The following is a 22,832-nucleotide window of genomic DNA, read 5'->3' on the forward strand; positions in this document are numbered from 1 at the left end:
CGCTAAGCAAAGCGTGTTGAAAATCCAATTATCAGACAGGCGTTAGGATGGGGATATGTCCGGTAACCTGAAATCACTGCATCGTTTCCTGCTGCCGCTGTTATTTATCAGCGGCTTGTCTGCAAATGCCACAAATTTGAGTCATACATGGCAGGAGCCTGTCGGCGTTACGTCGGCGATTAACGGTACGAAACCGCAGGCCGACAGTGTCGCCATTCCGGTGTATCAGGGAAGCGTGCAACTTAGTGTGGATCAAGCCAATGCCGTGGCGAATACCGCGAGGCCAAACCAGTTCAGTACCGATGACAGCGGCAGCGCACTGATCCTCAGTAACCCGCACGACACCGAAGGTGACATTTTTGCCGAGCCGCCGCTGGTCTGGCAAAGCGATCGTGCGCCGGGAGTCTCTCTGGTATGGGCTGATGCCGCCACGCCCGACGTGCCGCTCAGTCCACAACCGTCCGCGAATCTCAGCTTCTGCGCGCAAAATATGGCGGGGCGTCATCTGGTGGTCTGGCCGCAACTTGATACCACAACGGAGATACCACCACTCTGGCTGCTGACTCGTACCGGTGTCCCCTATAACAATGCGGTGACGTTACTCGAGCAAAAATTTGCAGTCGATATCGCCGCGGCTGCGGGCAAACCGGTGGCGGTGAGCGCAGACCATTTCAATGAAACGCTAAAGGCGGCAAAGGGTAAAGCTGGCGATAGCATCACTTTGACGGTAAGCACCAGGACCTGTGATGGTGAACCTGCGGCGAATACGGCTTTTATCATTACACGAAGTGATGCTTTCAACCGACAAAATGCGGTCAACAACACCAATCCTGTACATGTAGGAGATACTGAACTCACCACGATCGCCACCGAATTTCATGGCACAACCGATGCCAGCGGCAATGCTACGGTGACGGTCACCCAGGACAATAGCCCTGGCGTAAAAACCACGCTAACGGTAAAAGCCGTAGGAGCGACGTCGCTTGCCGATAGCGTAGATGTTATTTTCACCACTCTCAGCAGCCCGGACAGCGATAAAGCGGCGATGTGGGGTCATATGGCGGAAAGCTCCAGCGCTGAGGTGGAAGGTGAAACCTACACCTTTACCCGACCCGCGCTCGCCGCTGAGGTGGAGGGTGAAAGTACGACGGTGAATGCCGATAATGAAAGCTGGGCGCTGTTTAACTGGAAAGGGGCGGATGAGCACTGTGACATTCTGCCGGATGCGCGCCAGCTTATCGGGTTAAAAACTGCACGAGGCGACCTGGCGACTACTCTTGGCTGGCCTGTCGCCGGGGACGATGAATACTGGTCCGCCACGGAAAGTTCGCTGAGCATGTACCATTATGGCGTCAATATGCGCTCCAGCAGCGTGGTGCAGGAAGCGGATACGGTGAACTCCCTGGTCAGTTGCGTAGATAAGGCCGCACCGTCGGTAAAGCCAAAGCTGGTGCTGAGTACAGACAGCTACGACAGTAGCCTGAGCGCCGCGAGGGTAAAGGTAGGGGAGGCGGTCATGATGCAAATCACGGTGACCGACGAACTCACCGGCAAGCCGCTGCCGTATCGCTATTTTAATCTGTACCTTGGCAACGCGCAGGCGCGCAATACCGCTTACTATTCCGCCAGTTGGGAGGAGCATCCGGTTACCATTGCAGGTGAAGGCCTGATGGCCGGTGATACCCATCACTATCAGGGCGTTACCGACGCGAACGGTCAGGCTTCGCTGGAGATCAAACATGATTCAGGTACTGGCGTCTTAACGCCGTTGCGCGTGGTGCTGTTTGACGGCAGCACGCAGGCAACGCAAAACGTGATCTTTACCGTTCTCACCAGTCCGGATGTCAGCGCGGCAAACATGTGGGGGCATATGCAGGGCGTAGTGGAGGCGGGCAATTTGTATAAACGTCCGCTGCTGGCAGCAGAAGCCACGCACAAAACGGGCTCCACGCAGGAAAACAATGAAAACTGGGCGACGTTCAACTCCGTCACGGCGGGTGAAAACCAGTGCGGCAGTGGACAAATGCCAGGGCAACTGTCGCTGGACTCGCTCTATAATGCGCATCCTGATAACGAGATGCAAAGCGAGCACGGCTGGCCAACCGCCAGCCACAGCTATCTGGCGGCGGACACCAGCGACGGGCAGACGGCGCACGTCAATCTGGCTACCGGTGCTGATGCTTTGTTCAGCGGTAGTGAGCCAAACTATCTCTCCTGCTCGGGCAATGAGTTAGTCACTCAGCTTGACGTGGCGATGAACGGCGATTTTGCCCTGCGCCAGACGACAGCCAAAGTGGGTGAGCAGATAACGCTGACGGTGCGCTCAATTAATGCGCTCAACGGGCTTACGGTCCCCAACGCGGCGTTTACAGTTACCATGGCTTATGGGCGCAATCGCGATAACGTCACCACCGGCTTTACTGATGCCACCGACGGTGCGCTTGTTATAGCGGGTACGGCGTACGGTCCTTCTCAGGCGTCGATGACGTATCAGGGCACTACCGATAGCCAGGGGAGTGCCACCCTGACTATCGAACAACCGCAGGGCGTTGGACTGCAGACTCAGCTCTCTATTGTGCCGATGAACTCACTCATCTCCACGCCGCTCAGCCGCAGCGTGAAATTTACCGTCCCTACCAGCCCGGATACCGCTCAGGCATCGATGTGGGGACATATGCCCGATACCCTGACGGTAGGTGATGCGGTATTTGAGCGTCCAAAGCTTGCGGCAGAGGTTAGCGCTACCCGCACCCAGAAGGAAGCGAACGAAAGCTGGGCGCGCGTCACTCATAGCGATGCGGTGAGTAATACGGACGTCGGCGGCTGTGCGGTCAACCGATTGCCGCGTATCGATCAGCTTAAGGCGTTGTATGACGCCAACAGCGGTGGGGCGATTCACAACACCCACGGCTGGCCTACCCTGATTAACTATTGGTCTTCGACGTTTGCCACAGCGACGTCGTGGAAACTCATCGCGCTTTCCAATGGCAGCGAATTTTCCAGTAACAATGCGTCGGATTATGTCACCTGCCTTGCCAGCGACAATCCGGTAGCCGCTTCTATTACCATCGAACCGGTCGATTCGACGCTGTGGTATGAGGGTAATAACGAACATGCGCTAAAGGTGAAAAAGGGCGATACGTTACAGTTGAAGGTCACGGTGAAAGATGCCAGCGGTACGGCGATCCCGGATGCGCCGTTTGTACTGTCGCGCGGTGATGGTTATACCCGGCAGAACGATAAACATATTGCGGGCAGCGGCGACGGTATCGTTTCTCCGGTCGTGATCGACGGAAACTCAATCAACGATACGGCAACCAAAGTGGGCGGCCTGACGGGAGCCGATGGCAGTAAAATCATCAATGTCACCCGCCCAGATACGCATGGCACCAAAGTGGCGGTTACCGCAGCGCTATATCAAAACGCCAGTGTCAGCGCCAGCGTTGACACGATATTCACCGTCGTCACCAGCCCCGACAGTAATAAAGCCAAAATGTGGGGCCATATGCCAGAAACGGTGTCAGCAGCTAATGGCAAAGTATTTAAGCGACCGCAACTGGTCACAGAAATTGCCAGCGGGATTGCCGTTGGCAACAACACAGAAAACAATGAAATCTGGGCCACTGTTGATTTTGAGGGGATACAGAACGCCTGCGGGGTGGGATTTGTGCCCGCGCTGGCCGACCTGCAGTCGTTGTACGCAGCCTTCCCTGGCGGAGCTATCAATACTCAGCAGGGCTGGTCTGTCGAAGGGAAAAACTATCAGAACAGCACTGCTGATATCAGCCGCTCAACGGAAAACCGTTATGTGAAATCGCTCGATCTGGGCGATGGCAACATAAGCTCAATGTTATGGAATGAAAAACTCTATTTCTCCTGCCTGCAAACAGCGCAGAAAGTGGCAACCAGGCTCACGCTGACATCCTCGCTATACCATGCCGACGACGGTTTTGCTAAAGCCAAAGTTGGCGAAACTATCCCGGTGGTGATTACCACTCTGGATGATGAGGGGAATCCGGTTGGCAATACGCCGGTTATCTTTAAACGCGGTGATAGCATCGGGCGTAAGTACCAGGTGGTAAACACCTCCACTGCGGCTGCGATACAAATTAACCATAGCGAGAGTCGTAGCAGCGGCGTTGAGTATTACTCCGCGACCAATGAGAACGGAACGCTGACGCTGGACATTAACCAGGACAGTGGCGCAGGCTTTAAAACGCCGCTGCTGGCGTCGCTTGAGCATACCAGTTCTGCAACAGAGCAGACGCTGCCGGTCGTCTTTAGCGTAGTGACCAGTCCGGATACAGAGAAAGCGAACTACTGGGGGCACATGGCGGAAACGCTCACCGATCGTGATGGCGTAGTGTATAAGCGCCCGCTGTTATCCAGTGAGTTTAGCAACATGCCGGGGAAAACCGTGATTATCACCAACGGCAGCTACGATATGGGCGAAACCTGGGGCATGATCACCGTCAGCAATGCCTGGAATGGGGTTGGTGGTGGCTGTGGGCGTAACTTTTTGCCGACTGCCAGTAATCTTCAGGCGCTGTACGCCACCTGGCCCGACGGGGCGATGCACAGCCGCAATGGTTGGCCAATGAGCAGTACAGGGAACGTTAGCGCCAGCCAGTACTGGTGGGCGGGGGATTACGCTTTACCGTCCGCGGAGGGCGACCCAGTTGAATACGCGGTTGTTAACCTGTTGAGCAATGGTGATGTTACCTCAATAAGCAATGCGTCGATTTATCACATGCAGACGTGCCTCGTTTCACCCCGAGGTACGGCTGGTAACCTGACGCTTACGCTCGCGGGTCAGGATGAAACGACGGGGATCGTTAAGGTCAAAAAAGGCGAGCAAATCGCCGCCACCGTGACAGTCAAAAATACGGCAGGCCAGCCGATGGCCAACGCGTTGGTGAAACTGAGCCGCAGTGAATCAACGACGCGTTCAGGAAGTATCCATAGCGCTGGTTCTGAAGATGATATTACTCTACGTAACGTCATGCCGTCCGGCCCTGCGACGTTTCTTATGGATACCAGCGCGAAATTTTTGTATATACAAACCGATGAGCAGGGGGAGGGGACCTTTACGCTTTCACAGGATATGTCTGCGGGGCTGAAAACCACTCTCAACGCCACAGCGATGGATGGCAGCAATCTGACCGACAGCACAGATACCATCTTCACCGTCATTACCAGCCCCGACAGCGACAAAGCCAGTATGTGGGGCCATATGCCGGAAACCTTTGTCAACAGCAAAGGGGCCGAGTTTAATCGACCATTATTGCGCGCTGAGCTTTCTGCCACGACGAATACCTCGGGCTTTCTGGAAAATAGTGAAACCTGGTATACGTGGAATAGTTATCCGCAGCTTTATCAGCAGTCCGCCAGCCCGTGTGACAGGCTGGGGTTGCCGACGCTGGAGCAACTTCAGACGCTGTATAACGATTACCCAAATGGCACGCTCTCCTCGACCTTCGGCCTGCCGGTGACAACGGGGAAATACTGGGGAGCGGGTAATAGCGTGCCGGACAGCGCGCACGCGACAAACCTGTTTCAGTACCTCCGGCTCAGTGATAACTCAAAGCTTGCTACCAACACGAATACCGCAACGGCGCAGCTGTGCTTGAGTAAAAAAAGGGTATTGTCGATAGCGCTCACGTCGAGCGCCATGAATGCGGAAAAAGGCGCCGCGGTTGTGAGAAAGGGAGAAATCGTACCGTTGACCGTCACCGTGACCGACGGTTCAGGAAATCCTGCACCTGATACCACTATTCGTCTGAGGCGCACCTCGTCGTTAAACCGGGCTGGGTTCGCTCAGGATGGTAATGAAAGTAATATGTTGCTGACAGCGCTCACGCCTGAAGCGGGTTCAATGGCGTTTAACTGTACGACTACCCGCTGCAACTATTACTGGTATGGCGTGACGGATGAGAATGGCCAAGCCCAGTTTGAGGTGGCCCAGGATAATAGCAGCGGCCTGAAAACAGCCATTGTGGCAGAACTTCCCGACGATCTGGTGACTTCCAGCAATTTGGATGTGATATACACTGTACTTACCAGCCCGGACAGCGATAAAGCGAATTTCTGGGGGCATATGCCGGAAACGGTCACCAACAGCGCTGGGGTTAGATTTAAACGTCCACTTCTGGCGACCGAAACGTCGTTTACGTACTCCTATACGTACAATAATGAAAGCTGGGCGCTGGTCACCATTTCAAATACCCAAAAAGCAGGCGCTACTGGTTGTGACGCAGAATATCAGCCGCTGTTTAGCGATCTGCAAACACTGTACGCTGACGACCCTAAAGGCGCTATTGGTACGAATTATGGCTGGCCGGTGTCAGCAGGCAAGTTCTGGCTGGCTGTGGATCGCGTGTCAAAAACCGGGGCATACCAGTATATGCGGCTGGATACAGGCGGGAAAAGTTCAACCACTTCTGTCGGGACGACCGGCGCGCAGATATGCCTTGTGGATCCGCATGCCCCATTGCCCGCGACCATTGCGTTGACGTCGAGCCTTGCTGACAGCGAAACCCGCATTGCGAAGGTTAAAAAAGGCGAGGAAATTCCGTTCACTGTCACCGTGAAAGATACCAATGGCAACCCCGCAGCGAATGCATCCTTTACGCTCTCTCGTAGTAATGGCATTTCGCGTAGCGGTTCGGTGAAAACGACGGATGGTAAAGGTGCGACGGACGATCTGGTTCTTCAGGGGATAGCCCCTGCGACAGCCGAGACGGTGTTGACCAGCAATACCAGCACCTGGAGTGGGGTGACCGGAGCGGACGGCACGGCAACCTTGAGCCTGCGCCAGGACGACGCGATGGGGCTGAAAACGACGATTACGGCAACGCTGGACACATACCCTAACCCGGCCTCTACTGTGGAGGCGATATTCACCGTGGTTACCAGCCCTGATACCGACAAAGCGCAATACTGGGGGCATATGCCCGAGACCGTTACCGACAGCAGCGGCGTGAGCTTTCAGCGACCATTACTGGCGGCGGAAGTTTCCGCAGAAGACACCACGTTTAGCTCCACGGTAGGTAACGAACTGTGGCCGCTGTATGACCATAACGGCGCAGGGCTGGCAAGCAAATCCACCTGCGGCGAAGCCTGGCAGCCGACGTTGAGTGAACTGAAATCACTCTACGATGAGCATCCCGGCGGCGAAATCGAAACGCTGTACGGCTGGCCGGTATCTCATGCAAGTTATGGCTGGTGGGTGACGGATAAAGCCGGAACCTCCTGGCAGAGCATGCAACTGAAAACCGGTGCGGTTTCCACCAGGAGTACAAGCGACAAACAGGCGCTGGTTTGCCTGGTCGATCCGCATCCTATGCCTGGGGCAATTACGCTGACGTCGACGGCTCTCAACGCTGAGAGGCTGGCAGCGCAGGTGAAAAAAGGAGAGACAATCCCGCTGACCGTAACGGTGACAGACACCGACGGCAATGTGATGCCGGACGTATATTTCACGATTTCACGCAGCAATGCGTTGTCGCGCGTTGGCAACGTCATTACCAGCGGCGGGGCGGATGATTTAACGCTGGACGAGCTAACGCCTTCTGCGCAGAGCGCTAAGTTGGCTACCAACACCGCGATCTTTAGCGGTCTGACGGGCGCTAACGGTACCGCAACGTTTAACCTGCGACAGGATCTCAGTTCGGGGCTGAAAACTACGCTCACGGCGACGGTGACGAATAACACCACGCTTAAAGCCTCTCTGGATGCTATTTTTACCGTAATTACCAGCCCCAACTCTGCTAAGGCGAATTACTGGGGCCATATGCCCGAAACGGCCACCACCAGCGACGGCGTCATATTTAGCCGCCCATTGTTGGCGGCGGAAGTATCTTCCAGTAATACCAGCTATGGTGCGAATGGAGAACTCTGGTCATCGGTAAGCGCCTCGAATCTGGATAAAACCGGGATTACCGGATGTGACGCACAGCGTCAACCGCTGTATAGCCAGTTGCTGACGTTGTACAACGATAACCAAAATGGCGCGGTGGGGACGCTGTACGGTTGGCCGATTACCGGGGTGGATAACTACTGGTGGGCGGTCGATCAGGATGAGGCGACTCATGCTCGACAGGCGCTTAACTTGAGTAACGGGCAGAAACGTACGACAACCTCTACGTCATCCATTTATCGACAGGTGTGCCTGGTAAATGCGCGTGAGTGAAAGTTGTTAAGACGCTGCGAAGCGAATCAGCCCAAATTCAGTCGGGCTGACTCGTTTTGCGGGAGCGTGTTTTTTTCTGCGGGGTTACGGTCGTGACCTCGCTCTCAACCCAGCCATCGGCAAGCCGGGTAGTGATAACGTCACCGGCACTGACCTGTTTGACCTTTTTCAATACGCCGCCGCCCGTGGTGGTGGAGACGCTGTAGCCACGCGCCAGGGTCGCCAGTGGGCTGACTGCTTCAAGATGGGTAACTGCGTTGCCAAACCGCTCGCGCTGTTCACTTAAACGTGCGCGGATATTCTCTGCTAAACGGTATTCCAGTTGCTGAATACGCGTTTGCGCACGATAAATACGTGGCTGCGGATTTTGTTGATTCAGACGCTGCAGCATGCGCAGCTGGCGTTGATTGGCCTGCTTAATCTTGTTCTCAAGCGCAAATCCCATCCGCTGACGCAGCCGTTCCAGCGCCGTTTGCTGGCGCGCCAGACGCAGCTGCGGATGCTGCTGTTGCAGGCGATGGAACATCTGCGTGAAACGACGGCTGCGGTTGGCGAGGTAGTAGTCCATCGCCATGCCCAGACGCTGCTGAGCGGACTGGATCTGACGCAACAACTCCTGCTGGTTGCGGCTGACAATTTCTGCCGCTGCTGATGGCGTAGGCGCTCGTAAATCTGCAATAAAATCGGCAATGGTAACGTCGGTTTCGTGGCCGACGGCGCTAACTACCGGAATGCCGCTGGCAAAAATCGCCCGTGCCACGCGTTCGTCGTTGAAACTCCATAAATCCTCCAGCGAGCCGCCGCCGCGCCCAACGATCAGCACGTCACACTCACGCCGCGCGTTCGCCAGTTCAATGGCGCGAACGATCTGCCCTGGCGCATCGTCGCCCTGTACCGCAGTCGGGTAGATAATAACGGGCAAGGATGGATCACGACGCTTCAGCACATGAAGAATATCGTGCAGCGCAGCGCCGGTTTTCGAGGTAATCACTCCAACGCAGTGGGCTGGGGAAGGTAGAGATTGCTTGTATTGCTGATCGAATAGTCCTTCAGCCTGCAGTTTAGCCTTCAGTTGCTCATATTTTTGTTGCAGCAAACCTTCGCCCGCGGGCTGCATGCTCTCAACAATTATCTGGTAGTCGCCGCGCGGTTCGTACAACGTAATATTGGCGCGTACCAGCACCTGCTGCCCGTGCTGTGGGCGGAACGTTACCCGGCGGTTGCTGTTGCGAAACATCGCGCAGCGTACCTGAGCGGTGTCATCTTTGAGCGTGAAATACCAGTGACCGGAGGACGGCTGGGTGAAATTCGAGATTTCACCGCTGATCCACACTTGTCCCATTTCCTGCTCAAGCAGCAAACGAACCGTCTGGTTCAGGCGGCTTACGGTAAAAATTGAGGTGGTCTGAGAGGATAACATGTGAGCGGGATCAAATTCTAAATCAGCAAGTTATTCAGTCGAAAGTAACATGCTCACAGAGGAGCGCAAGGTTTTTTTGCAAAAAAGTGTGGATGCAATCGGTTACGCTCTGTATAATGCCGCGGCAATATTTAATAACCTCCCAGGTGAGATATTGCCCATGCTACGTATCGCAAAAGAAGCCCTGACGTTTGACGACGTCCTCCTCGTTCCCGCTCATTCTACTGTTCTGCCGAATACTGCTGACCTCAGCACCCAGTTGACGAAAACCATTCGCCTGAACATTCCTATGCTCTCCGCAGCAATGGACACCGTGACGGAAGCGCGCCTGGCAATTGCCCTGGCCCAGGAAGGCGGCATCGGTTTTATCCACAAAAACATGTCTATCGAGCGCCAGGCTGAAGAAGTCCGTCGCGTGAAGAAACACGAATCTGGCGTGGTAACTGACCCACAGACCGTACTGCCAACCACTACCCTGCGCGAAGTGAAAGAACTGACCGAGCGTAATGGTTTTGCAGGCTATCCGGTTGTGACTGAAGATAACGAACTGGTTGGCATTATCACCGGTCGTGACGTGCGTTTTGTGACTGACCTGAACCAGCCGGTTAGCGTTTATATGACGCCGAAAGAGCGTCTGGTAACCGTTCGTGAAGGCGAAGCGCGCGATGTTGTCTTTGCCAAAATGCACGAAAAACGCGTTGAGAAAGCGCTGGTAGTTGATGACAGCTTCCACCTGCTCGGCATGATCACCGTTAAAGATTTCCAGAAAGCAGAACGTAAACCTAACGCCTGTAAAGACGAGCATGGTCGTCTGCGCGTTGGCGCTGCTGTAGGTGCGGGCGCAGGTAATGAAGAGCGCGTTGACGCGCTGGTTGCCGCTGGCGTTGACGTACTGCTGATTGACTCCTCTCACGGTCATTCTGAAGGCGTGCTGCAGCGTATCCGTGAAACCCGTGCTAAATACCCGGATCTGCAGATTATCGGCGGTAACGTTGCAACCGGCGCAGGCGCACGCGCGCTGGCGGAAGCCGGCTGCAGCGCAGTTAAAGTCGGTATCGGCCCTGGCTCTATTTGTACTACCCGTATTGTTACCGGCGTAGGTGTACCGCAGATCACCGCCGTTTCTGACGCCGTTGAAGCGCTGGAAGGTACTGGTATTCCGGTTATCGCCGATGGCGGTATTCGTTTCTCCGGCGACATCGCGAAAGCGATTGCCGCAGGCGCTGCCGCAGTGATGGTTGGCTCCATGCTGGCGGGCACCGAAGAATCTCCGGGCGAAATTGAACTGTATCAGGGCCGTTCTTACAAATCATACCGTGGGATGGGCTCTCTGGGCGCGATGTCCAAAGGTTCTTCCGACCGTTACTTCCAGAGCGACAACGCTGCTGACAAACTGGTTCCGGAAGGCATCGAAGGTCGCGTTGCCTATAAAGGTCGCCTGAAAGAGATCATTCACCAGCAGATGGGGGGCCTGCGCTCCTGTATGGGTCTGACCGGCTGTGGTACTATCGACGCGCTGCGAACGAAAGCAGAGTTTGTACGCATCAGCGGTGCGGGTATCCAGGAAAGTCACGTTCACGATGTGACCATCACCAAAGAGTCCCCTAACTACCGCATGGGCTCCTGATAAGTTTCCGCGCCCGGCTTTATGCCGGGCGAATTTGTTACACTTGCCTCGGAATTAGCGTCAATGACAGACAATATTCATAAACATCGCATTCTCATCCTTGATTTTGGATCGCAGTACACTCAGTTGGTTGCTCGTCGCGTACGTGAACTGGGCGTCTACTGTGAACTGTGGGCATGGGATGTTACGGAAGCACAAATTCGCGAATTCAACCCAAGCGGTATCATTCTTTCCGGTGGTCCGGAAAGCACCACCGAAGAGAACAGCCCGCGCGCGCCGGAATACGTTTTCAATGCGGGCGTGCCGGTGTTCGGCGTGTGCTATGGCATGCAGACTATGGCAATGCAGCTCGGTGGTCATGTTGAAGGTTCTAACGAACGTGAATTCGGCTATGCGCAGGTTGAAGTTCAGACCGATAGCGCGCTTGTCCGCGGTATTGAAGACTCTCTGACCGCAGACGGCAAACCGCTGCTGGACGTGTGGATGAGCCACGGCGACAAAGTAACCGCCATTCCGGAAGGTTTCGTGACCGTTGCCAGCACCGACAACTGCCCGTTCGCCATCATGGCGCACGAGGAAAAACGTTTCTACGGCGTGCAGTTCCACCCGGAAGTGACCCACACCCGTCAGGGCATGCGCATGCTGGAGCGTTTTGTGCGTGACATCTGCCAGTGTGAAGCGCTGTGGACGCCGGCAAAAATTATCGATGATGCCGTTGCCCGCATTCGTGAGCAGGTTGGCAATGATAAAGTGATCCTCGGTCTGTCCGGCGGCGTTGACTCCTCCGTTACCGCGATGCTGCTGCACCGTGCGATTGGCAAAAACCTGACCTGCGTATTCGTTGACAACGGTCTGCTGCGTTTGAATGAAGCACAGCAGGTTATGGATATGTTCGGCGACCACTTCGGCCTGAATATCGTTCACGTTGAAGGCGAAAAGCGTTTCCTGGACGCGCTGAAAGGCGAGAACGATCCAGAAGCTAAACGTAAAATCATCGGCCGCGTATTCGTGGAAGTATTCGACGAAGAAGCGCTGAAGCTGGAAGACGTTAAGTGGCTGGCGCAGGGCACCATCTATCCGGACGTGATCGAATCCGCAGCTTCCGCGACCGGTAAAGCGCACGTCATCAAATCTCACCACAACGTGGGCGGTTTGCCGAAAGAGATGAAGATGGGTCTGGTAGAGCCGCTGCGTGAGCTGTTCAAAGACGAAGTGCGTAAGATTGGCCTGGAGCTGGGCCTGCCGTATGACATGCTCTACCGTCACCCGTTCCCGGGGCCAGGTCTGGGCGTACGCGTGCTGGGCGAAGTGAAGAAAGAGTACTGCGACCTGCTGCGTCGCGCGGATGCTATCTTCATTGAAGAGCTGCACAAAGCTGACCTGTACAACAAAGTGAGCCAGGCGTTCACCGTATTCCTGCCGGTGCGTTCCGTTGGCGTTATGGGTGATGGCCGTAAGTACGATTGGGTTGTTTCCCTGCGTGCTGTTGAAACCATCGACTTTATGACCGCGCACTGGGCGCACCTGCCGTATGACTTCTTAGGCCGCGTATCCAACCGCATCATCAACGAGGTGAACGGTATTTCCCGCGTGGTGTATGACATCAGCGGTAAGCCGCCAGCAACGATTGAGTGGGAATAATATCCCTCTCTGTTCGCGGTTTCTGAACCGGTAGTATGCAAAAACCCTCTGTTTACAGAGGGTTTTTTATTACCCGTATGCCAGCAAGCGCGTCTGGCGAATGTTATAGCGTGGGATACTAATCGACCAGCTGTAGCTGGGGCTGAGATTGGGGTGCCACGTTCTCCACGCGTATATCCATCTGCGGATACGGCAGGGCAATGTGGTTGTCGTCCAGGGCCTCTTTAATGTTTTCCAGCAGATCGTAATAGGTATTCCAGTATTCGATGTTGGGTACCCATACGCGGACGTAAAAATTCAACGCTGAAGCGCCCAGTTCGCCCAGACGAACGGTTACCCCACGTTGCTTATCGATGCGGCTGTCCTGCTCGATGATATGGTTAATCACGCGCTTAACATCTGCGATCCGGCTCTGATATCCCACGCCAATCACCAGGTCGATACGGCGAAACGGGTGGCGGGAATAGTTAATGATGTTATCCGCAATGATCTTACCGTTTGGAATCACCACTTCTTTGCTGTCAGCGGTGAGCAGGGTAGTGGAGAAAATGTGCACCTTTTCTACCGTTCCGGTGACTGCGCCAATCTGCACGACTTCTCCGGCGCGGAAAGGACGCAAAGAGACCAATAATACGCCTGCGGCAAAGTTGGAAAGCGATCCTTGTAGCGCGAGACCAATAGCCAGTCCGGCGGCCCCAATGACGGCAATAATGGAAGAGGTTTCAATACCGACGCGGCCCAACGCGGCGACAACGGAAAAAGCGAGGGTGATGTAACGTACCAGCGCGGTGAAAAACTGGATAATGGTCCGGTCAACTTTACGTTTTAACAGTAACTTTTCCAGGCCACGGGAAAGCAGACGAGAGACAAATTTACCGATAAACAGTAAAATCACGGCGGCAACGATATTCCAGCCGAATTGAATAACCGCATCGCTGTGCCCGGCAATCCATTCAACACCGCTTCTTATTTTCGGAAATAATGAAAAACCACTCATGGTATTACCCTGTACAATTTAATAATGGTAACAATTCAAATAAGCATTTAATTTCATGCAAAATATTAATGTTTTCGCCCGTGATATTTTCTGGCGATATTAATTAGCGTCTATTTGAGCACTGTGTGTCTTTTTTATATCCAGTAAACCGGAACGTAAAAAATCAGCGCGAATGGTGCTGTGAAGTGGGATGAAAAGATTGTGTATTTGTGCGAAAAATACGGTCGATTATCCGATAATACAGCGAGGGTGGTGGGGGAAGTGTATGAAGTTTCATCACGCAAATCCCTTACCGGATGGTTAAATGTCAGGCGATTAGCCATCCGGTAAGGAATCTTAATGCTGGGGATATCACAGGTGCGAGAGATCAGCGCACGTCGGTTTGAGCAGGAGATGCCTGTTGGGGCTGAGTTATCTGCTTAGATTCTTTTTTGTTCTGGTGGTGGTGCCACGCACCTATGGCGGAGTAGACGAAGCGTCCGAAGAAGAAGAGAAAGCTGATAAGCAGTACGATCCGGATCATGCGACTGTTAAATCGGTGTCGTTTGCGTAGGCTGGTAACCTGGCTCACAAAAGGTTCCTTGTAGTGTACCCAACTGAGGGCGATACTTACATTAAGGCATACTGTGAGGGAATGGTCAATTCTTCGTTATGTAAAATTGCCTCAGTGGTTTTATCCATTTATGTTATGGAAATTAATATTATTATTTGCATGAATAATGAGATAACGATAAAAAACCATGAAAAGAGTAATAATTGATTAATGAGAGACTTTTTTTTTGATGTGTATCAAGCATCCCCCTTTGCTGCCAACTAAAATTGATGAATCATTGTGATGTATTTTACTTTATCGTTTTAACGTCAGGTGGGATGCCTGTCTGAATACCCCCTGCAGGATGTGCGGGATTCTACTGAGCATCTATGAAACTGAATAAAAATTATATTGGTATTAGAGATAAATGGTGGGCGTTACCTCTCATCTTGCCTTCATTACTGTTGCCTTTATTGAGCACTGCCAACACCTATGCCCATATTAGTACCGGGACCGTAATTCTTTTCTATCTGCCTTTAGCGCTGATGATTAGCCTGATGTTGTTTTTTGGTTGGGCTGCATTACCCGGAATTATCATTTCCATTATTTGGTACAAATATCCGCAGGTTGGGCTATTTGAAACACTCTCAATAATTTCGCACTTTATTGTTACCATCGTGCTTAGTTGGGGAGGGTATAAGGTATTTTCTCCCCGACGAAACAATGTTTCCCACGGCGATTCCCACCTGATGTTCCAGCGCATGTTTTGGCAGGTCTTCTGCCCGGCAACGCTGTTTTTGATACTCTTCCAGTTTGCCGCGTTTGTGGGCGTCTATGAGAGCAAATCGGGTATGGTGGGCGTTATGCCCTTTAATACTGGTACGTTGATCAACTATCAGGCCATGCTGGTCGGGAATCTGGTTGGGGTTCCACTGTGCTATTTTATTATTCGAACGATCCGTAACCCTTTGCATGTGAGAGGCTATTTTTCTCAGTTAAAGCAGCAGTTTGATACCAAAGTCACCAAAACTGAGTTTGCTGTCTGGTTGATTATATTGACCGTGCTGATGGCAATGTTGTGCATGCCGTTAAATGAGCAAAGCTCAATATTTAGTACGAATTATACCCTGTCATTGTTGCTGCCCGTGATGCTATGGGGAGCTATGCGTTACGGTTATAGATTTATTTCGTTGATATGGGCGGTCGTACTTATTACCGCGATACATTATTATCAGCGCTATATGCCCTGGTATTCGGGCTACGATACCCAGCTTGCCATTACCTCATCAAGTTACCTGGTTTTCTCCTTTATCGTAAATTTCATTGCCGTACTGGCAACGCGCCAACGGTTTGTTACCCGGCGCAACCATCGTCTGGCCTTCTTTGACCCCATGGTGCATATTCCGAATTTGCGCGCGTTGAACCGGGATTTGAAAAAAGCGCCATGGTCAGTGCTCTGCTTTTTGAGTGTTCCGGGCATGGAACTGCTGGTGAAAAATTACGGCATTATGCTGCGTATCCAGTACAAGCAAAAACTCGCCCAGTGGGTAACGCCGATGTTGGAACAAGATGAGCATGTCTATCAGTTATCGGGTAATGATTTAGTTTTGCGTTTTAACACCGAATCGCATCAGGAGCGCATTGAAGCGCTGGACAGGCATATCAAGCAGTTTCGTTTTATCTGGGATGGCATGCCGTTACAGCCGCAGGTGGGCATCAGTTTTTGCTATGTCCGTTCTCCTGTTAACCACATCTATTTGTTACTGGGAGAGCTAAGCACCATCGCCGAGCTTTCTCTGGCGACCAATGCGCCAGAGAATTTGCAGCGACGGGGCGTGATGCACCTGCAACGTGACCTGAAAGATAAGGTTGCGATGATGAATCGCCTGCAGCAGGCGCTGGAGAACAATCGCTTTTTCCTGATGGCGCAGCCGATTTCTGGCGTACGCGGCGATGTTTATCATGAAATCCTGCTGCGTCTTCAGGGGGACGACGGGGAGACTATCGCCCCTGATAACTTCTTGCCGGTAGCGCATGAGTTTGGTTTGTCCTCCAGCATCGATCTGTGGGTGATTGAAAATACGCTGAAATTTATGGCGCAGAATCGGGAAAAAATGCCCGCCCGTCGATTTGCGATTAACTTATCACCTACGTCGGTATGCCGCGCCCGACTTCCGCATGACATCAACCTGCTACTGGCTAAGTACAAAGTCGAGGCGTGGCAGCTGATTTTTGAGGTCACGGAAAGCAATGCCTTAACCAATGCGGAACAGGCGCAGGCAACGTTGCTGCAGTTGCAATCATTGGGATGTCAGATTGCGATTGATGATTTTGGTACCGGTTATGCCAGCTATGCGCGGCTGAAGAATGTGAATGCCGATATTCTGAAAATTGACGGCAGCTTTATTCGCAATATCGTTTCGAACAGCCTCGACTACCAAATTGTGGCGTCCATTTGCCACCTGGCGCGAATGAAAAGAATGCTGGTGGTTGCGGAGTACGTCGAAAGCGAGGAAATACGCAGTGCGGTGATTTCGCTGGGGATTGACTACATGCAGGGGTATCTGATTGGTAAACCGCAACCGCTGCACGAAACGCTGGAAGAAAAGGTGCCAGAAGAACTGGCACCTGCTGAGAGCTTATGCGGCGATATCGGGTGAGCTTTCTTCTTCAATTTTGAGACGCCAGCCGGTTACGGCTTCCCAGTATTGCTGCTCTTTTTCCAGATCGAGCAGCACCAGCGCATTCTGGCTAAACCAGTCATGCGGGAAGCGTAAAGTCCAGTGGTTGTCGTCGGTAATCAGGGTCAGCGTCGGTGGCGTGGTGGTTGCCTGACGCTGATTATTCAGCAGCACGCCCAGGCGTAACAGCTGAATTAACGGTAGAAACTGTTTTTTCTTGAACAGCGTAAAGCGGGGCAAATCATCCAGCTTCACCGCTTTGCGATGATAACGAACTAAGGTTGCCATCATCAGCTGTTGTTCCTGATTAAAGCCCGGCAAATCACTGTTTTGCAGGATATAAGCAGAGTGGCGATGTAAACCGCTGTGGTTGATGTTCAGCCCAACCTCATGCAGCATCGCCGCCCAGCGCAGTAACGCTTCCAGTTGCGGATTGGCCAGTTTTGGCTGCTGCGTATGCCACTGATCGTACATTTGCATCGTCGTTTCCAGTACGCGCCGGGCCTGTTCACTGTCGATGTTGTACTGGTTCGCCAGACTGCTGGCGGTACGGCTGCGAACGTCCTGGTGGCGAAAACGTCCTTCCATCTCGTACAGTACGCCTTCACGTAGCGCGCCATCAGAAAGGCGAAGTTCGCGGATAGCGAGCGCGTCAAAAACGCCGCACAGAATCGCAAGCCCGGGCACAAACACCGCTTTTCGCTCTTCTGACAGCCCTGGCAGGCTGAGGGCTTCGAATGACGCATGTTTTAGTACTTCGGATGTCAGTTTGTCCAGGCGTTCGGGAGTGATGAAACCATCTTTCTCGCCCATCTCCAGCAGCACTTCATGTGCCGCTTTAATCGTACCCGATGCGCCCATCGCAACGTTCCAGCCCTGAATGCGAAACTGCCAGGTTAAGGTTTCGAGCTTTTGCGCTGCCGCCATGCGGGCACGCTGGAAGTTTTCCCGACTGATAACGCCGCCCGGGAAATACATCTGGGCAAAACTGACGCAGCCCATACGACGGCTTTCGACCAGTTTGGGTTCGAAATCTTCGCCGATCACCAGTTCTGTTGAACCACCGCCAATATCGATAACCAGCTTGCGACCTTTTTCCGGCTGGGTGTGCTCTACACCCATAAAAATCAGTCGGGCTTCTTCATTACCGGAAATAATCTCAATCGGGTAGGGGATGACTTTTTCTGCGCGCTTGAGAAAATCGGTCGCATTCAGCGCCTGACGCAAAGTATGGGTACCCACGATGCATACGCTTGATGGGGGAAAGCCCTGCAGGCGTTCGGCGAACAGCGACAGACAGCTTAATCCGCGCTCCATTGCCTCTTCGCTCAGCTTGTTGTCTTCGCCGAGACCATCAGCCAGATGAACGCGTTGTTTCAGGCGTCCGATAATTTGCATAGCGCCATCAACCACACGGGCAATGACCATATGGAAACTGTTTGAACCGAGGTCGACCGCAGCAAATTCCTGCGGTCGCGGAGTCTTGTCGTGTATTGGCATATCTTTAGTCAGGTTGCTCGAGTGATTTGATGTAGTCGTAAATCGCCAATTGTGACTGAACCTTACGGCGATTTCCGCGCGGTACGTAGCGATTACTGAGTTCTTTATCGATGAAGCGAGCCTTCACCGTGTCGCTGAACAGGATATCGATAATATCCAGCACACGCTGCTTAAGACGCGGGTCCAGCAGCGGCGTGGCGACTTCGATGCGATAGTCGATATTCCTGGTCATCCAGTCTGCGGAGGAGAGATATACCTGCTTGTCGCCGCCGTTTTCGAAGATATAAACCCGGTCGTGTTCAAGGTAGCGGTCAACGATGCTTATCACGCGAATATTATCACTGATGCCTTCCAGATTCGGGATCAGGGAGCACATACCGCGGATCAGCAAATTAACCGGCACGCCCGAGCAGGACGCCGCATACAGGCGGTCAACGAGGCCTTTATCGACCAGATTGTTAAGTTTTAGCGTAATACCGGAAGGCCGCCCTTGCTGTGCGTTGGCGATTTCTTTGTCGATCATCGCGTACAGCAGACGGCGTGAGTTCTGTGGAGAAACCAGCAGATAATCGAACGTCACCGGACGATACGGGTTCTCGATAAAGTTGAACACCCGACGGACTTCGTTGGTAATGCGCGAATCGGCGGTAAGCAAAGAATAGTCAGTATACAGTCGCGCCGTTTTTTCGTTGAAGTTCCCGGTACCGATGTGGGCGTAGCGCACCACCTCGTCACCTTCTTTACGCGAGATAAGGAACAGCTTGGCGTGAATTTTCAGGCCCGGCGCGGAGAAAATGACGTGAACACCCGCTTCGGTCAGACGCTTGGCCCAATGAATGTTGGCTTCTTCATCAAAGCGCGCCTGCAATTCCACCACTACGGTGACTTTTTTACTGTTATGCGCTGCATGGATCATCGCGTCGATGATGCGCGAGTCTTTTGCCACACGGTAGATGTTGATCTTTATCGCCAACACGCTCGGGTCGAAAGAGGCCTGACGCAACAGCTCAAGAACATGTTCAAAGGTGTGATACGGGTAATACAGCAGCACATCGCGCTCGCGGATTGCATCAAATCCGTTGCGAAACTTCTCGTTGTCGAACCAGATATGGCGTAAACGAGGAAGTGGTTTGTTCACCAGGTTAGCTTTGCCAACGTTGGGGAAGTTAATAAAGTCTTTGAAGTTATGGTAGCGCCCGCCGGGAACAATTGAGTCGTAGCGAGAAATCGTCAGTTTTTCACGCAGCACCTCGACCAGCGCATTGGGCATGTCGCGCTGATAGACAAAACGTACAGGCTCTGCGGTCAGACGCTGTTTCAGGCTGGATGACATCAGCTCCATCAGGCTCGATTCCATCTCGTGCACCAAATCGTATTCGGCGTCGCGGGTCATTTTCATCGAATAAGCGTTTAGCGCATCGTAATCAAAGAACCCTTTGAAAATGTCGTCCAGGCAGTAGCGTAAGATGTTGTCCAGCAGGATCATCGGTTTGCGACGCCGCGGGGTTTCCGGCGGCAGATTCACAAAGCGTGGAACCTTGTCGGAAGGGATTTCCAGCAGCGCGTAGCGGATCGAATCACCGCGAATAATTTCTACCGCCAGATAGGTGTAGTCATCTTTCAGGAACTGAACTAAATCCGTCTCGCGGTTAATCAGGATCGGCGTAATATGCTGGCGAAGATATTGCTTAAAGTAATGGCGTAACCAGCTCTGTTGATTAACCGATAGCTGACGTTCGTTGATTAAGAAAATCTGGTTGCGCGCCATCTCCAGCAGCAACTCGTTGTACAGGCCGTCGAATTCCTGATCGGCTTTTAATACGCGGGCCTGGATTTTGCCTAACAGATGGCGGGAGTGAGAGTTTGAACCCTGTTCTTCGCTAATAATGATTCGGCGCTTCAGTTCGGCAAAACGCACCTTGTAAAACTCGTCGAGGTTATTGGAATAGATGCCTAAGAAACGCATCCGTTCGATCAACGGGTTTGACTTATCAGCAGCTTCCTGGAGTACACGTTCATTGAACGCTAACCAACTGAGTTCTTTCTCGATGTATAGCTTTTCCTGACCCATTACCACTTTTACTCCGTTTCATTCACGGGACACTACCGATTTATTATGGCGAGCATTGCTCTCAGATGTCCAACTGTGCCAGAAAAATATGACAATAAACCGTCTGATAGCAAAGAGAAAGGGGGGAGCGTAGATGAATACCGGAGATGTTAACCGGAAAAGGTAATCATGCCTGTAGACCGGATGGTGAGATCCGGCTTACAGGCTGGTTTTTATTATTCGTCGGCGGCGTAGCCTTGTGGCGGCAGACGAACGCCGTCCAGCCATGCTGCGTTATCACGCATCTTCAGGCGACCATCGGTAAACCAGCTTACCACCAGTGGGTAAATGGTATGTTCCTGGGCCTGGACCCGGGCCGTGACATCATCTTCGCTGTCGCCTTCAAATACCGGAACCTTGGCCTGGAGAATAACCGGTCCGCCGTCCAGTTCATCGGTGACAAAATGGACGGAAGTTCCATGCTCTTCATCACCGTTTTCCAGAACCTGACGGTGCGTGTGCAGGCCGGGATATTTCGGCAATAAAGACGGATGGATATTCAGCAATCGCTCAGAATAGTGAGCGACAAACGCCGGGCTGAGAATGCGCATATAACCGGCCAACACGACGACATCGGGCGCATAGGCGTCAATCTCTTGAATCAGCTGGCGGTCGAATGCTTCGCGACTGGCAAACTGGGCGGCTTCCAGCGAGTGCGCCGGAATATTCGCTTCGCGTGCGCGCTCAAGGCCGAACGCATCGGCCTTGTTACTGAATACTGCACGTATGGTGCCATTGATTTTTTTCTGTTCGCAGGCGTCTATTATCGCCTGCAAATTGCTTCCGTTGCCGGAAATGAGCACCACAATGTTTTTCATTCAATGACCACACGCTGTTCGGAATCAGAAGCTTTGATGATACCGATTTTCCATGCGTTTTCACCTTTCTCATTGAGCAAAGCAAGGGCTTTGTCCACTTCCGGAGCTGGCAGGGCGATTACCATACCTACGCCGCAGTTAAAGGTGCGATACATCTCATGCTGGCTGACGTTACCCGCCGTTTGCAGCCAGTTGAAAACAGCTGGCCACTGCCATGACGATTCGTCGATCACCGCCTGCGTGTTGTCCGGCAGAACGCGTGGAATATTTTCCCAGAAGCCGCCGCCGGTCAGGTGGGCGATGGCATGCACATCAACCTTCTCAATCAGTTCCAGAATGGATTTTACGTAAATGCGGGTCGGGGCCAGCAAGTGATCGGCCAGCGACTTGCCTTCAAGCTCGGTGGTTTCCGGGTCACAACCGCTGACTTCAACAATTTTACGCACCAGAGAGTAACCGTTGGAGTGCGGGCCGCTGGAGCCGAGCGCAATCAATACGTCGCCGTCAGCCACTTTTGAACCGTCGATAATCTCTGATTTCTCGACGACGCCAACGCAGAAGCCTGCCACGTCGTAATCTTCGCCGTGGTACATCCCCGGCATTTCAGCCGTTTCCCCGCCAACCAGCGCGCAGCCAGACTGCAGACAACCTTCGGCAATACCGTTAATGACGCTGGCTGCGGTATCCACATCCAGTTTGCCGGTCGCATAGTAGTCGAGGAAAAACAGCGGCTCAGCGCCCTGAACGACGAGGTCGTTGACGCACATTGCGACGAGGTCAATGCCGATAGTGTCGTGGCGTTTCAGATCCATCGCCAGACGCAGTTTTGTGCCAACGCCATCAGTGCCGGAAACCAGTACCGGTTCACGATATTTTTGCGGCAATGCGCACAGCGCACCGAAGCCACCCAGACCACCCATAACTTCCGGACGACGAGTTTTCTTTACTACGCCTTTGATTCGATCAACCAGAGCATTACCTGCATCAATATCAACACCGGCATCTTTGTAGCTAAGAGAGGTTTTATCGGTCACTGCCTGCTTCCCCACATGTTTACTTGCAGTAAAAGTTAAATTCGGCGCAATTCTAACAGGGAAAGCAAACGTTTGCGAGCCTGCTCTGCATCAAGTTTTATCTGCTGATTTTTTCAGCATTTTACAATCATTTATCTATTTGTTTGAACTGCGCCACGAAAATGAAACCGGGTACAGTCTTGTGCTTGAAACCTGCCAGCCGAATGCACAATATCATACTGAAACCGGTTTCTGTTTTCTGTTGCGGACCTCATCTACAGCGTTTTGCGCAGAGTCATCAC

At 52.9% G+C, this 22,832-nt stretch carries 11 protein-coding genes; 4 read left to right on the forward strand and 7 right to left on the reverse strand.

What is annotated here, in order from left to right; genetic code table 11:
- Positions 1-55 precede the first annotated feature (55 nt).
- Positions 56-8,191 (forward strand): adhesion domain-containing protein, encoded by an 8,136-nt coding sequence (locus tag OGW16_RS19985; RefSeq protein WP_286518721.1) that lies wholly within the window; start codon positions 56-58, stop codon positions 8,189-8,191.
- 37 nt (positions 8,192-8,228) lie between these two features.
- Here the strand turns inward: OGW16_RS19985 and xseA are convergent, their stop codons facing one another.
- Positions 8,229-9,611 (reverse strand): exodeoxyribonuclease VII large subunit, encoded by a 1,383-nt coding sequence (xseA, locus tag OGW16_RS19990; RefSeq protein ID WP_286518722.1) that lies wholly within the window; start codon positions 9,609-9,611, stop codon positions 8,229-8,231.
- Between the two features lie 160 nt (positions 9,612-9,771).
- Here xseA and guaB point away from each other — a divergent pair, with 160 nt between their 5' ends.
- Complete coding sequence (gene guaB, locus OGW16_RS19995; RefSeq protein ID WP_003037756.1) at positions 9,772-11,238, forward strand: IMP dehydrogenase; 1,467 nt, start codon at positions 9,772-9,774, stop codon at positions 11,236-11,238.
- A 63-nt stretch (positions 11,239-11,301) separates the two neighbouring features.
- The gene (guaA, locus tag OGW16_RS20000; protein WP_043017966.1) at positions 11,302-12,879 is read left to right on the forward strand and encodes a glutamine-hydrolyzing GMP synthase; all 1,578 of its coding nucleotides are present in this window, start codon (positions 11,302-11,304) and stop codon (positions 12,877-12,879) included.
- A 118-nt stretch (positions 12,880-12,997) separates the two neighbouring features.
- On the opposite strand, the gene mscS is transcribed toward guaA, so the two are convergent.
- Entirely contained in the window at positions 12,998-13,876 is an 879-nt protein-coding gene (gene mscS, locus OGW16_RS20005; RefSeq protein ID WP_043017176.1) for a small-conductance mechanosensitive channel MscS, read from the reverse strand.
- Between the two features lie 367 nt (positions 13,877-14,243).
- On the reverse strand, positions 14,244-14,447 hold the full coding sequence (locus tag OGW16_RS20010) for a YfgG family protein (RefSeq protein ID WP_286518723.1): 204 nt from the start codon (positions 14,445-14,447) through the stop codon (positions 14,244-14,246).
- A gap of 350 nt (positions 14,448-14,797) precedes the next feature.
- Here OGW16_RS20010 and OGW16_RS20015 point away from each other — a divergent pair, with 350 nt between their 5' ends.
- Entirely contained in the window at positions 14,798-17,068 is a 2,271-nt protein-coding gene (locus OGW16_RS20015; protein WP_286518724.1) for a bifunctional diguanylate cyclase/phosphodiesterase, read from the forward strand.
- Here OGW16_RS20015 and ppx read toward each other — a convergent pair.
- The 4 genes from ppx to purM form a co-directional block, all read right to left on the reverse strand.
- On the reverse strand, positions 17,048-18,589 hold the full coding sequence (gene ppx / locus OGW16_RS20020; RefSeq protein ID WP_043017173.1) for an exopolyphosphatase: 1,542 nt from the start codon (positions 18,587-18,589) through the stop codon (positions 17,048-17,050). The genes OGW16_RS20015 and ppx overlap by 21 nt on opposite strands.
- Positions 18,590-18,593: 4 nt before the next feature.
- Positions 18,594-20,660 (reverse strand): polyphosphate kinase 1, encoded by a 2,067-nt coding sequence (gene ppk1, locus OGW16_RS20025; RefSeq protein ID WP_043017172.1) that lies wholly within the window; start codon positions 20,658-20,660, stop codon positions 18,594-18,596.
- A 215-nt stretch (positions 20,661-20,875) separates the two neighbouring features.
- Entirely contained in the window at positions 20,876-21,517 is a 642-nt protein-coding gene (gene purN / locus OGW16_RS20030) for a phosphoribosylglycinamide formyltransferase (protein ID WP_075145831.1), read from the reverse strand.
- Positions 21,514-22,551, reverse strand: coding sequence for a phosphoribosylformylglycinamidine cyclo-ligase (purM, locus tag OGW16_RS20035; RefSeq protein ID WP_003838485.1), 1,038 nt, complete (start codon positions 22,549-22,551; stop codon positions 21,514-21,516). Before purM ends, purN begins: the two co-directional genes overlap by 4 nt.
- Positions 22,552-22,832 lie beyond the last annotated feature (281 nt).

It is taken from the genome of Citrobacter sp. Ce104, from assembly GCF_030334595.1.
GTDB lineage: Bacteria > Pseudomonadota > Gammaproteobacteria > Enterobacterales > Enterobacteriaceae > Citrobacter > Citrobacter europaeus.

Coding starts and splice junctions, on each gene's coding strand:
- guaB (WP_003037756.1), top strand. CDS start 9,772: ATGCTACGTATCGCAAAAGAAGCCCTGACGTTTGACGACGTCCTCCTC.
- purN (WP_075145831.1), bottom strand. CDS start 21,517: ATGAAAAACATTGTGGTGCTCATTTCCGGCAACGGAAGCAATTTGCAG.
- xseA (WP_286518722.1), bottom strand. CDS start 9,611: ATGTTATCCTCTCAGACCACCTCAATTTTTACCGTAAGCCGCCTGAAC.
- mscS (WP_043017176.1), bottom strand. CDS start 13,876: ATGAGTGGTTTTTCATTATTTCCGAAAATAAGAAGCGGTGTTGAATGG.
- OGW16_RS20015 (WP_286518724.1), top strand. CDS start 14,798: ATGAAACTGAATAAAAATTATATTGGTATTAGAGATAAATGGTGGGCG.
- guaA (WP_043017966.1), top strand. CDS start 11,302: ATGACAGACAATATTCATAAACATCGCATTCTCATCCTTGATTTTGGA.
- ppk1 (WP_043017172.1), bottom strand. CDS start 20,660: ATGGGTCAGGAAAAGCTATACATCGAGAAAGAACTCAGTTGGTTAGCG.
- ppx (WP_043017173.1), bottom strand. CDS start 18,589: ATGCCAATACACGACAAGACTCCGCGACCGCAGGAATTTGCTGCGGTC.
- OGW16_RS19985 (WP_286518721.1), top strand. CDS start 56: ATGTCCGGTAACCTGAAATCACTGCATCGTTTCCTGCTGCCGCTGTTA.